Here is a 12,799-nt window from a genome sequence, read left to right as displayed (position 1 = left end):
ATCGCAAATTATAAAAATGCTCCCCAATCCATCATCGGTGCCACAGAGAGCCTAAAGCTACTGTTTTTATGAATAAAATCAGGTTTGTTCAGGCCTTGTTCTGTCATATCATCCCGCAAGATTTTCGTTTATTTACAGTAGGTCTTGTTGATATCCGTTTTGCATCTGCTGAATTTCAGCAAATTGCAGCACGGGGTTTCAGCAAATGGCCCCCATTCACAACGGCGCTGCCGCGATGGGTCAGCGGTCTATACCGCACAAGTCCGAATAATGCGAGACGGCAAGAGTGTTGCGTTTCTTTCGGTTTTGAACGGCCAAGGCCGCGTAAAGGGCCTCGGCAAAACACGACCATTTCTTGAAAACATGGGAAATTCTTCCTGCAAGGCCGGAACCGCCGACACTGTCGCAATGCGCCCCTGCCATATGGCAAAACATGGACAGGCGCGAACATGTCAAACCCGTACCGATTTCGCACGCCATCAAAAATTTTACTTGCCAATTCCAATCGCGCGCTTCATGTTTGGGCGGCTATTGCTTTTCTCTTCGAAATTCTGCCCCCGCGGTTTCGCGGTCTCGGCTGATCGACTTGGATCGACTTTCGCCGGGTTGCCGCATATCGCGGGCAGCATTTTAAAATTGGAGACTACGGATATGGCCAACGGCACCGTAAAATGGTTCAACAGCACTAAAGGTTTCGGTTTCATCGAGCCCGAAGGTGGCGCGAAAGACGTTTTCGTGCATATCTCGGCAGTGGAGCGCTCGGGTCTGCAAGGCCTGAAAGACGGTCAGAAAGTGACCTTCGAACTGCAAGCCGGTCGCGACGGTCGCGAATCTGCTGTTAATCTTGAACTCGTTTGAGTCGCGCTGACGATCTCTTCAAGAAAATCTCTGATGCAACAGACGCGGCATCGGTACAAAAGCCACTTTCCGGCAATGCTTCACGCAAGCCTGTGAGCGCTTTGGACAAGACCGATGCAGCGTTCTGCAGCATCATGGATGAAGAGACGTTAGAACGTATCGAGAAGACGGCGCGGCTCAAGGCCGCCCGCCTTACCCGTGATAGCCAGAATTAATTCTGTTCATCATCGGCCTCTGGCGAGGGTGTTTACCCCCCTGCCTGTCCTCCCTTCCAGATATCATATACCTCCCACCGCAAACGTCCTGTTATTGCGGTTTTCTGCTATGGCAGCTTGCATATCGGACTAACACGCGCACCACCGGCAACAAGGGAGAAGCTCCCTACAACGCTTGGGTCACGCCTTGCCAAAGCGCTTTTTGCAGCAAAAAGGCCCGATTGATGCGGGCCTCTATGCCTTCCCTGCGTGGGAGGTGACAAATCAGAACAACGCGAGACAGGCCGAGAGGGTTACGATGGACAGCACCGTAGAGATCAAGACCACACGGCCGGTCAATAGCGCTTCGCGGCCATAGAATTCCGCCAGCATGAACGGGCCGGTTCCGGTGGGTAAAGCCGCCAGAATCACAGCGGCAGACGCCATAGGGAGCGGCAAATGCAGCAACGGCACCGCGACAATCCATGTGACCAAAGGCTGGCTTACCAGTTTCAGCAGCACCAGCATCATCTGCATCGGCTTTCCGGCCTTGGGGGCACGCCCCGCATTCTCGGCCAGAAACAGGCCCAAAGCGATCAGTGCACAGGGTGAGGCCGCGCCTCCCATCAGCTTGAGATAGGTATCAAGCGCATGAGGCATCGGCAGATGCCCCGCCATAAAGACCAACCCCAGAACCGGCGCGATAAGAAGCGGGTTTTTCACCAGTTTCAAAACGGTTTGGAACACAATTTGCGACGGGCGCGCCGCCTCCATCGTGCTCACCTCGATCAGCACGATCGCAATCGCGAATAACACGCAGGCGGTGATGATCGTCGCCACCAGTGTCACCCCAAGAGCATCTTGCCCGATCACGGCGGCGATCAGGGGAAATCCGATAAATCCGGTATTGGCATAACCGGCATTCAGCCCGTCAATCGCGGCATCGGCCAGAGCGGTGCCCTGCCACTTGCGCAACAAAACGGTCCCAGCAAACACCACAAGACAGCCCGCGCCAAAGGCGAGGATAAACCCAGGCTGCCAGATCTGCGCCGGATCCGCCTTGGCCATAATATCGAAAAGCAGGGCGGGCAGCGCGAGATAGACCACCACGCGATTGACCTCGCGCGTGGCATTCGGCCCCAATGCCCCGCTCCTGCGCGCGACCCATCCGGTGAGGATCAGGGCAAAGATAGGCAACACGATAAGAAGGTTCGCCAACATGATTGGGCTCCGTTACTAAAAACGGGTTCTTTTTAGAAAGGCTGACCGATATAATCCAATCCATATCAAATACGCTCAGGATACCAAAAAGGTATGGACACACGGCATATGCGGCTTTTCGTGGCCCTTGGTGAAACCCTGAATTTCGGGCAGGCGGCCGCGCGGATGAACATGACGCAGCCGCCATTCAGCCGACAGATTGCCAATCTCGAACGGGATATCGGCACTGTGTTGGTGGATCGCAGCGCCCGTCAGACCCGCCTGACCGCGGCGGGACAACGTTTTCTGGAAGATGCCCGTAAGGTTCTGGCAAGTTTCGAGGATGCCTGCCGCGATGCCCGCCTTGTCGGCGAAGGGCTGAAAGGAGAGTTGCGTCTGGGCTTCATGATGCATGCCGCGCACCGACTTGTGCCGAACCTGCTGCGCGCCTACACCGCGCTCCGCCCCGATGTGCGTGTGCGACTGGAAGAAACAACGCCCGGCGAGATCGAAAATCTGCTGCTTTCAGGAGTTCTGGATGCGGGGATTACCTTCGCCGGTCGCACGACGCCCGCGCTGCACGAAGTGGAGGTGATGCGTGACACGCTCAGCTTCGTGTGTTGCCCCACGCATCCGCTGGCCAAGCGCGCGATCATCCATCCCGAAGACCTCAAGGCGCAGCCGCTGATTGCGGCCCCCGACCAGACGGTGGCCGTTTTGCGTCACGCAATCACCGAATTTCTGGCTCGCGCAGGACTTCCAGCGCATTTCACGCTGGAGCCAAAGCTGCAAAACACCGTCTTGCGCCTGATCGCTGCCGATCTGGGGGTAGCGCTGGTGCCCTCCTCCATCTGCGACCAGCTAGGGGCGGAGGTTGTGATGCGCCCGCTTTTCCAGCCTCCACATCTGTCCGTCGTGCTCAAGACGCGCCGCGATGCGGACAATGCCGCGCTAGCGCCGCTTATCACGCTTGCACAAAACATAAACATTTAATTCCAATGCGTTGTGCAGAAAATATTCTGGCGCAACGCGGGGAACATGACCCGCAGCACGGGCCTTCAAAGCGCTTTGAGGACCATGTGAAACGGCGATCAAGCCCGCACTCCCGCATGCTTCAACAATGCGCCTTTGTGGATCGCGGCCCATGCCGCAGAACCGGCATGACAGCCCCCCAGCAAAACCGTCCCTAGTCCTGCGGATCGGCGAGCCGCGCACTTTGTTCCAGCATCGCATCCGCATAACGACGGGTCAACGTCACCAATGCCGCCACCTCCTCCCCAGACCACCCCGTCAACGTGCGGCGCATAATGGCTTCGCGGGCCGCATCGATACGGTCCGTCATCTGCCGTCCCGCGTCGGTAATGACCGCCGCGCGTACCCGCCGGTCATCGCGCGAAGCCTGACGCTGGATCAGCCCCAGTGCCTCCAGCTTGGCGGCCTGACGGCTGATTGTCGTATGGTCACGCCCGACCCTGTCCGCCAGTTCGCCCAAGGCAATCGGCCCCAGCCTCTCGACCAGCACCAGCAAAGGAAACAATGCCCGATCCAGCTTGATCCCTGCGGCCTCGACCATTTTTCCATCATGCTGCGGGCGGTTCATCACCGCCACGATATCCAGAACCGCCCCGTGAAGCTGCCGCATTTCTGCCGACATATGTGTATTATGCACGTTTTTCATTGACACCCTCAGGCTGCGTGAATTACCTGCATAATACACATATATTCATCTATCGAAAGAGAGATTCATGAAAGCCGCCATTGTCACCCAACTGGGCCAGCCCCCTGAAGCCTCGACGTTTGACGCTCCTTCCTGCAAGGACGGCGAAGTTCTGGTACATGTCCGCGCGGCGGCCATCAGCCAGCTTGTGCGCGCCCGTGCATCCGGCACGCATTACTCTTTCGATGGGCATTACCCGTTTATTCCCGGCGTCGACGGGGTCGGCACCCTGCCCGATGGCACGCGGGTCTATTTCGCCTTTCCCGCCGGGCCGTTCGGGGCAATGGCCGAACAGGTGGCCGTGCCCCGCCTGCAATGTGTCACACTGCCCGACGGGCTTGACGATATCAGCGCCGCGGCGCTCGCCAATCCGGGTATGTCGTCCTGGATCGCGCTCAAGGAACGTGCGGGCCTGCATGCGGGCGAAAGCGTGCTGATCAACGGGGCCACCGGCGCATCGGGGATGCTTGCGGTGCAGATTGCCAAACATCTCGGGGCCAGCCACATCATCGCGACAGGGCGCAATGTCCAGAAACTGGCCCATCTCAAAACGCTTGGGGCGGATGAGACCATACAGCTGACCGAAGATGCCACTGCGATGCAGAAGACCTTCTCGGCGGCGCTCGATACGGGGGCGGATGTCATTCTGGATTATCTCTGGGGCCCGTCGGCGCGCGCGCTCCTTGAGGCGGCAAGCCATGCGCTCCCTCATGAGAAGCGCCGACGCTTCGTACAGATCGGTTCGCAAAGCGGGGCCGAAATCAGCCTTCCCGGCGGCTGGCTGCGCTCTTGCGCGATCGAGCTGATGGGCAGCGGCCTTGGCAGCGTGCCGACCCCGAAAATCATCGCCGCCATCGGCGAGATGCTACAGCTTGCCGCAGACACGGGGATCCGTATACCGACACAGGCCCATCCCCTGAGCGCGTTGCGCAAAGCATGGGCCGATACCGGTTCGGATATGCGGCAGGTCATCACATTCCCGGAAACGGTGTAAGCCGACCGATCCAATATCGCACAGGGCCCGCCTCCTGCGGGCCCTGCCACCATACCTCGCCTCGCTTGGCGCCGCGCCTTTGCAGGAGATGACGGGGCACGCCCCTCACGGGACCCTAGCGCCCTTGCTCCAACCCCGAGAAAAACACCGACAAAGCGGCAGGGACAATCGGCTTGGGCAGGATCGTGATCTTCTCGGCCTCGGCCTGCTTCATCAGTTCCAAGGAGCGATTGGCCGTCACCAGCCGCACCTTGATATCCCCCTGCTGCTGACGCAGCATGCGGATCAGCTCGACCCCGTTCATACCTTCGCCAAGCTGATAATCCACCAGCCAGAAATCCGGCTCTACACCCGTATCGGCGATCAGCTCCAACGCCTCTTCAGCGCTTGACACATCAAGCACATTGATGCCCCATTTTTCAAGCAGTTGCACCATCGCCCGCGACAGTTCCGCGTCATTCTCGACCAGCAGGACGGTCTGTTCCCGGCTATCCGGTTCGCTGGCATGATAGGCCAGAAGATCGGCCGCCGGTTTGGGCAGGCTGTCCTTGCGGGCCAGAGGAATCTCGACGCTGAACGTCGCACCACATCCCAACTGCGAACGCAGGGTCAGCGGATGGCTCAGCAAGGCCGCGGCCCGCTCGACAATCGCAAGCCCGAGCCCCATCCCCTCCGAGGCAGAGGCCTTGGCATTGACCCGATGGAATTCGCGGAAGATCAGCTCCTGTTCGTCATCGGGAATACCGGGCCCGCTATCACGCACCTCCACCCGCACCGCGCCACGCCGGTGACGGGCGCGGACCAGAACCCGTCCCTTGGGCGTATAGCGGATCGCATTGGAGATCAGGTTTTGCAGGATACGGCGCAGATAGGTGTTGTCGGACACCACAACCGCATCCGTGTCGCGGATCAAAAGCTGCAAACCTTTCATCTCGGCAATGGGCGTAAATTCGTCGCGCAGCGCGCGGAACATCGGGGCCAGCGGGATCGGACCGGGATGCACAGCCGCCTTACCGGCCTCGAGCCGTGAAATATCCAGCAGCGCTGAAAGAATCCCCTCGACCGATAGCAGCGCATTCTGCGCCTTTTCCAGCGTTGTTGCCGCGAGCGGGGACATGGTCTCGTCGCTGAGCGAGGCCATATAAAGCTTTGCGGCGGAGAGCGGCTGCAAAAGATCATGGCTGGCGGCGGCAACAAACCGTGCGCGCGAGGCATTGGCCCGTTCCGCCCGTGACAGCGCGTCTTCAAGCTCGAGCGTCCGCTCCATCACCCGCGCCTCAAGCGTATCCTTGGCGCGGCTCAACTCGCTGATGGCCTGCCGCTCGGCGGTGATATCGGTCAGCGACATCACGAAGCCACCATCGGGAAGTTCCTGCGCGTAAAGGTCATAGACCTGCCCGCCCTCGCGCGTCAGCTCCATCTGGAAATTGTCGCGCCGCCGCGCGCGCCGCACCCAATCCGCCAGCCGGTAAGCCGACAGACCATGCGGAAAAACGAACTGGTCGCGCACCTGTTCCAGCAAAAGATCGAACTGCATCCCGCGCCGCAACCGGTTGCGCGGCAACAGCAAAAGCTCTGCCAGCCGTTCATTCCACCCCAACAGACGCAACCGCGCGTCAAAGATACAGGCCCCCAGCTTCAGATGTTCCAGCGTGGCTTGCAAGATCCGTGTCTGGTCATCCAGAAGCCGCCCGCGCTCTTCGCGTTCGCGGCGGATCAGATCGGTCACCTCGGTCTGCAAGATCACCGTGCCACCATCGCGGGTCCGGTGTTCGCTGACCTGAATCCAGCGATCATCGCCCATCTCCTGATTGAAGATGAAGTGATGTTCGTCATGGCGCTTGCGGCGCATCGCCACCCAGTCCGCCCGCGTCATGCCTGCCGGCAAATGCAGATGCGACGAGGCCGACACCAGATCGAGATAGTCGAGAAAGCCGAGGCCGGGCTTGAGATCGGCACGAATATCGATCAGCAGCGCGTTGAAACGGGTATTGCACATCACCAGTTGTTCATGCGCATCGAACAGGGCAAACCCCTCCTGCACCGTCTCGATGGCCGAGGCCAGATTCTGGCGGGCAGATTCGGTTTCGCGATTGGCCTCGGCCAGCCGCGCATTCGACATGTTCAGCAGATCCAGCGCCTTTTCCAGATCCCGCGTGCGTTCGCGTACCTGATCTTCCAGAAGGGCCGCGCGTTCGAACTGCGCATATCCTGCCTCGCTGTCACCACGAGACGATTCCGCATGGCGGATCAATGCCGAGGCAATCGCCAGCAGCTTCTCGTTCTGTCGCAGAATGTCATCACCGGGCCCAAGCAGGGATGCTGCAAGCTGGTCCGGCATCCGGTCCGTCATACTCTCTCCTCTTCCTCCCCTTGGCCCCGAGGCCCGCGACCCAAGGGAGAGTAAAACGCGATGCCGGTGAAAGTCTGATTAACATGCATCGCTCCGAACTGCTCGCCATAGGTGGAGAACCCCTGCACATTATAGCGCCGCAACAAATCGGATACGGGCTGCATAATCTGCCGTCCCTCGACCTCTATACGTCTGAAAATACAATCGAAGGCCAAAATCAGACCGGGGGCGGCGGGCTGACTGAGACGCTCCAGTTCATCTTCCAGATGACGCACCATATTCTGCGGACGCGCAAGCGTTAACACCAATCCGCGATCAATCGCCGAGAAAAACACCAGCCCGCCATCCTCGCTGCATTCACGGATAGAGCGCACGTAATAGCGCCCGCCCACACGCACCTGCACAGGGTTTATTGAAAAAAGAAACTGGCACAGATCTTTCTCGGCAACCCCGAGCAGTCGGGCATATTCGGCAGCGGCAGGTTCGTCATTGATCCGCAGCACGGCGCGGCGGGCAGGATCTGCCTGCGTGACCACCATGCGCCGCCCCGTGGGCACCAGATGGTCCACCGAAAACATCCGGAAGCTGGCATGGGCGCGCACCAGAAGCAGGATGGCCGCATCCTGATAGAGCCTGCCCGACAGGAACAGGCAGGTCTGCCCCGCCGCCCCCCCATCGCCCGCCGAGCCGCCGAAAACCGGCACCGGCCCCAGACCGCCGGACAGCGTGTTCAGCAGCGCATCCTCTTGGGCATTGGTCCCGTCGGCCAGCAAAAGGGCGAATTCATTCGGCCCCGCCCCCTCGCGCAGGGCCATCGCCTGCCGCCGGTTGGTGATCTGTTCGATGATCTGGCGCGCATCTTCGCGTGCCAGCGACGACACCAGCACCGGTTCGACCTCGAACCCCTCCTGCGGGAAGGCAAAAGCCAGAATCTGCCCCTCGCTATAGCCGTGGCGGGTCAGCTCTCCGCTTGTCGTGCAACCCGCCACAACAGAGCCGGAAAACAGCACCTCGGCCTCCGCGACGATCTTGCCGATCTGCGCCTGCGGGCTGCAAAACAGCAGCACCAGCGCGAAGGGCCCCGCGCCCAGTTCTTCGGACAGCGCCTGTAACGGGCGCGCTGCATCGGCACTCACAGAGGCGGTCAGCGGCATCAAAGCGCCTTCGATGCGCCTGTGTTCTATTGCAGCGGACAGCATGGGCGAACTCCGTCAGGCGGGATCAGCGCGGGGTCGCAGGATCGGGCGAGGACGAAAGCGAATGGGCTTCGCGCGCCAGAAGCACGGCCTGCGTGCGCGAATAGACCCCGAGCTTGCGCATGATCGCGGTGACATGCGCTTTCACCGTGGTCTCGGCAATCGACAGATCATAGGCGATCTGCTTGTTCATCTTGCCCTCACAGATCTGGTCGAGAATGCGCGCCTGCTGGCGGGTCAACTGGCTGAGACGGCGGATCGCCTCATCCTGCGACGACGCCTCGTCGGATTTGGTCAGATCGTCGCCCGAACATTCGGGGGCGAAGACCTCGCCTTGGGCGATCGCGCTGAAGGCGATGCGGAACAGTTCGCGCTTGGAATGTTTGGGCACGAAACCCGCCGCCCCCGCCAGAAGCGCCTGCCGGATCACCCGCGGCTCATCCACCGAGGAAATCACCACGATCGGCAGTTGCGGTGCGGCAGCACGCAGCTTCATCAGGCCGTCAAGCCCCGTGACATCGGGCAGGTTGAGATCAAGCACGATCACATCGGGGCTGGGCCTGCTTTCCAGAAATTCCAGCGCCAGACCGATCCGCTCCGCATGGCTGACCTCTTCGATCCCTGCGACCGTCTGCAAGGTCATCGCCAGCGCATCCCCGAAAAGCGGATGATCCTCGACGATAAGGGCGGTGCGAAACTCTCGGCTCATAAGCATCTCCTGCAAGGCATCGCGTCTACTCGTTCACAAGGGAAGCAATCGTTTCACGCAAAAGCATCTGTAATAGGCTCTAGGGTAGCGGTGTCCCTAGCCTTTCTCATACTGGCAAAAAGTATAAGCCAGAATGGCGCAGGAAACGATAAAATGATCCCCGAAGGCCTTGCCCTCCCCGAAAGAGGGAAAAAGCCCCGCGCAAAGCGGGATATAAAAGCAACACACGCGGTGCATAATTAGCACTATTTCTCAACGATCCCGCCCTCAGCTCTGGTGCTTTGCCGCATATCGGCCTATCCAGCCCCCCTCTGAAACCCCAGCCCGAGGAGAGCATGACATGACGACATTCATCACCACAGTCCTTTCTTCGGACATGGCGCGGTTCTGATCGGCCCAAAGCGTTCCTTTCCCCGTCTGTCCAGTCGCGATTCCAGATCGCTATTTCTTCTTGGAAAGACATACAGCCTATGGGCATTTCCTTTTCAGGCAGGACAGGCCGCGCGCCCGTCCGCCATTTCTACACGCGCGACAGCTGGATTGACGGCCGCGCGGAAGACCAGCTTGCGCAAGTGGCGGGCTGGTCCGGCATGCAATCGGTGGCGGGCTTTCCTGACCTCCATCCCGGAAAATTCGGGCCGGTGGGGGCGGCCTTTCTGGCCGACCGGATCTATCCGCAGCTTGTCGGCACCGATATCGGCTGCGGTATGGGGCTCTGGCGGCTGGACCTGCCACGCCGCAAACTGAAACTCGACAAAGCCGCGAAACGACTTGAGGTTCTGGAACGGGGGACCGATCCCGCGCAGGCCGCTGATGCCTTGGCAGCCGCAGGGCTGACGGGGCAGATCGGGGAGGCTGGTCTGGGCACCATCGGCGGCGGCAACCATTTTTGCGAGCTCCAGACCGTCGAGGAGACCGACGGAACTGCGGGGCTGCACAAGGGTGATCTGTGTCTGCTGGTCCATTCGGGCTCGCGCGGTTACGGGGCACAGATTTTCGACGGGCTGGAGGACAGCTGGAAGGCGGGGTTTGACCCGCAAAGCGCGGCGGGGAACGCCTATCTGGCCCTGCATGCACGGGCCGTGGCATGGGCGCGCCTCAATCGTCGTCTGATTGCCGAAACCGCCGCCGACGCTCTGGGCACGACCGTCACGCCTCTTTGCGACAGCGTCCATAATTCGGTGGTGGCGCATCAGGGGCACTGGCTGCATCGCAAGGGGGCCGCCGAGGCCGATCGTGGTCTGGTTCCGCTGGCCGGTTCGCGCGAGGCACCAAGCTTCCTGCTGGCGTTGCCGGATACGGTGCCCGAAGCCCTCTCCTCGGTGTCACATGGTGCAGGACGGCGCTACGACCGCGCCTCGATGCATGGGCGCGTCCGCAAGGTCAGATCCGAACTGGAAGCGCTGACCCGCACCCGTTTCGGGGGCCGCGTGATCTGCCATGACCGCGACCTGCTGATTGAAGAGGCCGGCCCTGCCTATAAGGCTCCCGAAGCGGTGCTGGCGGATCTGACCGCTTTCGGGCTGGCCACGCCGCTGGCGCGCATGGTGCCGCTGATCACCTATAAAACGTCAGGAGGCCAAAGATGAGCCCACGCGAAACCCTACTTGTCTCCTCGGGCAACGGACCGGCAGAATGCCGTCAGGCGGTCGCATATCTGCTGGAGGCACTGGCTGACGAGGCCGGGATCCTCGGGCTGGATATCGACATATCCGAACGTGCTGCCCTGCATGGCCCGTCTTCGGCTGTGGTCGTTCTGACCGGCTCGGGGGCGACGGATATGGCGCGCGACTGGGAAGGCACGGTGCTATGGCGCTGCGCCTCAAGGCTGCGCCCCGCACATCCGCGCAAGAACTGGTTTGCCCAGATCTTCCGCCTACCCTCCCGCCCTGCCTGCCTGTCCATTGCCCCCGATGAGGTGGTGATGGACGGCCTGCGCGCCGGAGGTCCGGGTGGCCAGCACCAGAACAAGACTTCCAGCGCGATTCGGGCACGCTGGTGTGACCCGCAGGGCCGCCTCTGGTCGGTTGTGGTGCGCGAGAGCCGCTCGCAGCACCAGAACCGCAAGATCGCAATCGACCGGCTTTCGGCGCTGATCTCTGCCGATCGGGCCATGAACGAGGCGGCGGCGCGCATGGCGCTGCACGACCTGCACGGCCAGATCCAGCGCGGGAACCCGAGGCGGGTGTTCGACGGGCCGAACTTCCGGCCCGCATGAAGCGTCCCGTTTCAAACCGGTTTGAAGATCAATAACTTAAAAAACGGCCCCGTCCTGCGGGGCCGTTTGTTGTGTCAGGGATGCTCGCCAGCTTGGACGAAGACCCTGCGGATCAGGCCCAATCGCCGTTGCGGAAAATCGCGACACGACTGCCATCGGCGCGAATACCATCGATATCGGTCTGCGGCCCGCCAATCATCCAGTCGACATGGATCAGCGAGCTATTGCCCCCTTTGGCCGCAATCTCGTCGGGCTTCAGGCGTGCGCCGTCAAGGAAACACTTCGAATAGCACTGCCCCAAAGCGATGTGACAAGCGGCATTCTCGTCATAAAGCGTGTTGTAGAACAGAATACCGGATTCCGAGATAGGCGAATGGAAGGGCACCAACGCCACCTCGCCCAGACTGCACGCGCCATCATCGGTCGCGACAAGCTCTTTCAGAACCGCCTCGCCCTTGCTCGCGCGGACCTCGATGGCGCGGCCATCCTTGAACACCATCTCGATATTCTCGATCAGGCTGCCCTGATGCGACAGCGGCTTGGTCGCGCGCACGGTGCCATTGATGCGGTCCTTATGCGGCGTGGTGAAAACCTCTTCGGTCGGGATATTCGGATTGCAGACGATCCCGTTCTGCGCGGGCGAGGCCCCGCCATGCCATTCATGATCATCGGCCAGCCCCACCACCAGATCAGTGCCCGGCCCCGTGAAATGCAGCGCCGAAAACCGTTCTTCGTTGAGCCAGGCCGATTTTTTCGCAAGCGTCGCGTTATGGTCGGCCCAAGCCGAGACCGGATCAGCCCGATCTACACGGGAAGCCGCAAAAATCGCCTCGGCCAGTTTCGCCTGAGCCTCCCGATCCGAGAGATCGGGGAAAATACGCTTGGCCCACGCCACGGTCGGATAGCTGACAATCGACCAGTTGATTTCAAAATTCGAAATTTTCTCCAATGCGGGTTTATAGGCTTTGGCATTGGCCTTGCCCGCGCGCGACACTTTCGCCGGATCGCATTCCGAAAGCAGCATCGGGTCTTCGCCCACAATCGCCAGACGTGCCGCGCCATTGGCATAAGCCTTGGCCATACCTTCATAAAGCCAGCCCGCTGCGGTGTCGAAACTATCATCCGCAGCATAGTCATAGCGCGCCTTTGCCATCTCGCCATCCGACAGGATCGGCGTCACAAGGCCCGCGCCCGCCTTATAGGCCTCGGCCACGATACGACGCAGAAGCGGCAGTGCCTCGACCGGCGCGGTCACCACAAGATCCTGCCCCTTCCGCAGGTTCAAACCGGTTTGGACAGCCACTTTCGCCAAGCGGTCAAGGGCTTCAAGATCAAAGGGTAAATCAGCCATAGGGCCCTC

General features: G+C 60.6%; 12 protein-coding genes. 6 read left to right on the top strand and 6 right to left on the bottom strand.

Translation table 11 applies throughout. The features are described from left to right. Positions 1-651 precede the first annotated feature (651 nt). Complete coding sequence (locus RPE78_RS12215) at positions 652-858, top strand: cold-shock protein (protein WP_339109504.1); 207 nt, start codon at positions 652-654, stop codon at positions 856-858. Continuing rightward, the gene (locus tag RPE78_RS12210) at positions 855-1,073 is read left to right on the top strand and encodes a hypothetical protein (RefSeq protein WP_406720694.1); all 219 of its coding nucleotides are present in this window, start codon (positions 855-857) and stop codon (positions 1,071-1,073) included. Before RPE78_RS12215 ends, RPE78_RS12210 begins: the two co-directional genes overlap by 4 nt. Positions 1,074-1,337: 264 nt before the next feature. Here RPE78_RS12210 and RPE78_RS12205 read toward each other — a convergent pair whose 3' ends face one another. Continuing rightward, positions 1,338-2,273: an AEC family transporter gene (locus tag RPE78_RS12205; RefSeq protein WP_406720693.1), complete on the bottom strand. Its 936-nt coding sequence runs from the start codon at positions 2,271-2,273 to the stop codon at positions 1,338-1,340. Between the two features lie 93 nt (positions 2,274-2,366). Here RPE78_RS12205 and RPE78_RS12200 point away from each other — a divergent pair, with 93 nt between their 5' ends. Continuing rightward, the gene (locus RPE78_RS12200; protein WP_339107247.1) at positions 2,367-3,245 is read left to right on the top strand and encodes a LysR family transcriptional regulator; all 879 of its coding nucleotides are present in this window, start codon (positions 2,367-2,369) and stop codon (positions 3,243-3,245) included. A gap of 193 nt (positions 3,246-3,438) precedes the next feature. Here the strand turns inward: RPE78_RS12200 and RPE78_RS12195 are convergent, their stop codons facing one another. Then, positions 3,439-3,930 (bottom strand): MarR family transcriptional regulator, encoded by a 492-nt coding sequence (locus RPE78_RS12195; protein ID WP_339107246.1) that lies wholly within the window; start codon positions 3,928-3,930, stop codon positions 3,439-3,441. A 67-nt stretch (positions 3,931-3,997) separates the two neighbouring features. Here RPE78_RS12195 and RPE78_RS12190 point away from each other — a divergent pair, with 67 nt between their 5' ends. Then, positions 3,998-4,963, top strand: a complete 966-nt coding sequence (locus RPE78_RS12190; protein WP_406720692.1) for a zinc-binding alcohol dehydrogenase family protein — start codon at positions 3,998-4,000, stop codon at positions 4,961-4,963. Between the two features lie 115 nt (positions 4,964-5,078). Here the strand turns inward: RPE78_RS12190 and RPE78_RS12185 are convergent, their stop codons facing one another. The 3 genes from RPE78_RS12185 to RPE78_RS12175 are packed head-to-tail and all read right to left on the bottom strand — an operon-like array spanning position 5,079 to position 9,221. Beyond that, the gene (locus RPE78_RS12185) at positions 5,079-7,316 is read right to left on the bottom strand and encodes a PAS-domain containing protein (RefSeq protein ID WP_406720691.1); all 2,238 of its coding nucleotides are present in this window, start codon (positions 7,314-7,316) and stop codon (positions 5,079-5,081) included. Then, positions 7,313-8,515 (bottom strand): FIST N-terminal domain-containing protein, encoded by a 1,203-nt coding sequence (locus RPE78_RS12180; protein ID WP_406720690.1) that lies wholly within the window; start codon positions 8,513-8,515, stop codon positions 7,313-7,315. The genes RPE78_RS12185 and RPE78_RS12180 overlap by 4 nt, the downstream gene beginning before the upstream one ends. A gap of 22 nt (positions 8,516-8,537) precedes the next feature. Then, on the bottom strand, positions 8,538-9,221 hold the full coding sequence (locus tag RPE78_RS12175) for a response regulator transcription factor (RefSeq protein WP_339107242.1): 684 nt from the start codon (positions 9,219-9,221) through the stop codon (positions 8,538-8,540). Positions 9,222-9,691: 470 nt separating this feature from the next. Between RPE78_RS12175 and RPE78_RS12170 the strand changes: the two genes are divergently transcribed. Together RPE78_RS12170 and RPE78_RS12165 are read left to right on the top strand one after the other, a co-directional pair. Beyond that, positions 9,692-10,810 (top strand): RNA ligase RtcB family protein, encoded by a 1,119-nt coding sequence (locus RPE78_RS12170; RefSeq protein WP_406720689.1) that lies wholly within the window; start codon positions 9,692-9,694, stop codon positions 10,808-10,810. Next, positions 10,807-11,439, top strand: coding sequence for a peptide chain release factor-like protein (locus RPE78_RS12165; protein WP_339107240.1), 633 nt, complete (start codon positions 10,807-10,809; stop codon positions 11,437-11,439). The genes RPE78_RS12170 and RPE78_RS12165 overlap by 4 nt, the downstream gene beginning before the upstream one ends. A 112-nt stretch (positions 11,440-11,551) precedes the next feature. On the opposite strand, the gene RPE78_RS12160 is transcribed toward RPE78_RS12165, so the two are convergent. Then, positions 11,552-12,790 (bottom strand): aminopeptidase, encoded by a 1,239-nt coding sequence (locus RPE78_RS12160; RefSeq protein WP_406720688.1) that lies wholly within the window; start codon positions 12,788-12,790, stop codon positions 11,552-11,554. Between the last annotated feature and the right edge of the window lie 9 nt (positions 12,791-12,799).

Origin of the sequence: Thioclava litoralis (assembly GCF_045278885.1) — a bacterium.
In the GTDB taxonomy this organism is placed as follows: Bacteria; Pseudomonadota; Alphaproteobacteria; order Rhodobacterales; family Rhodobacteraceae; genus Thioclava; species Thioclava litoralis.
The sequence above is the reverse complement of the archived record's forward strand: the minus strand, read 5'-3'. Positions and strand labels throughout refer to the sequence as shown.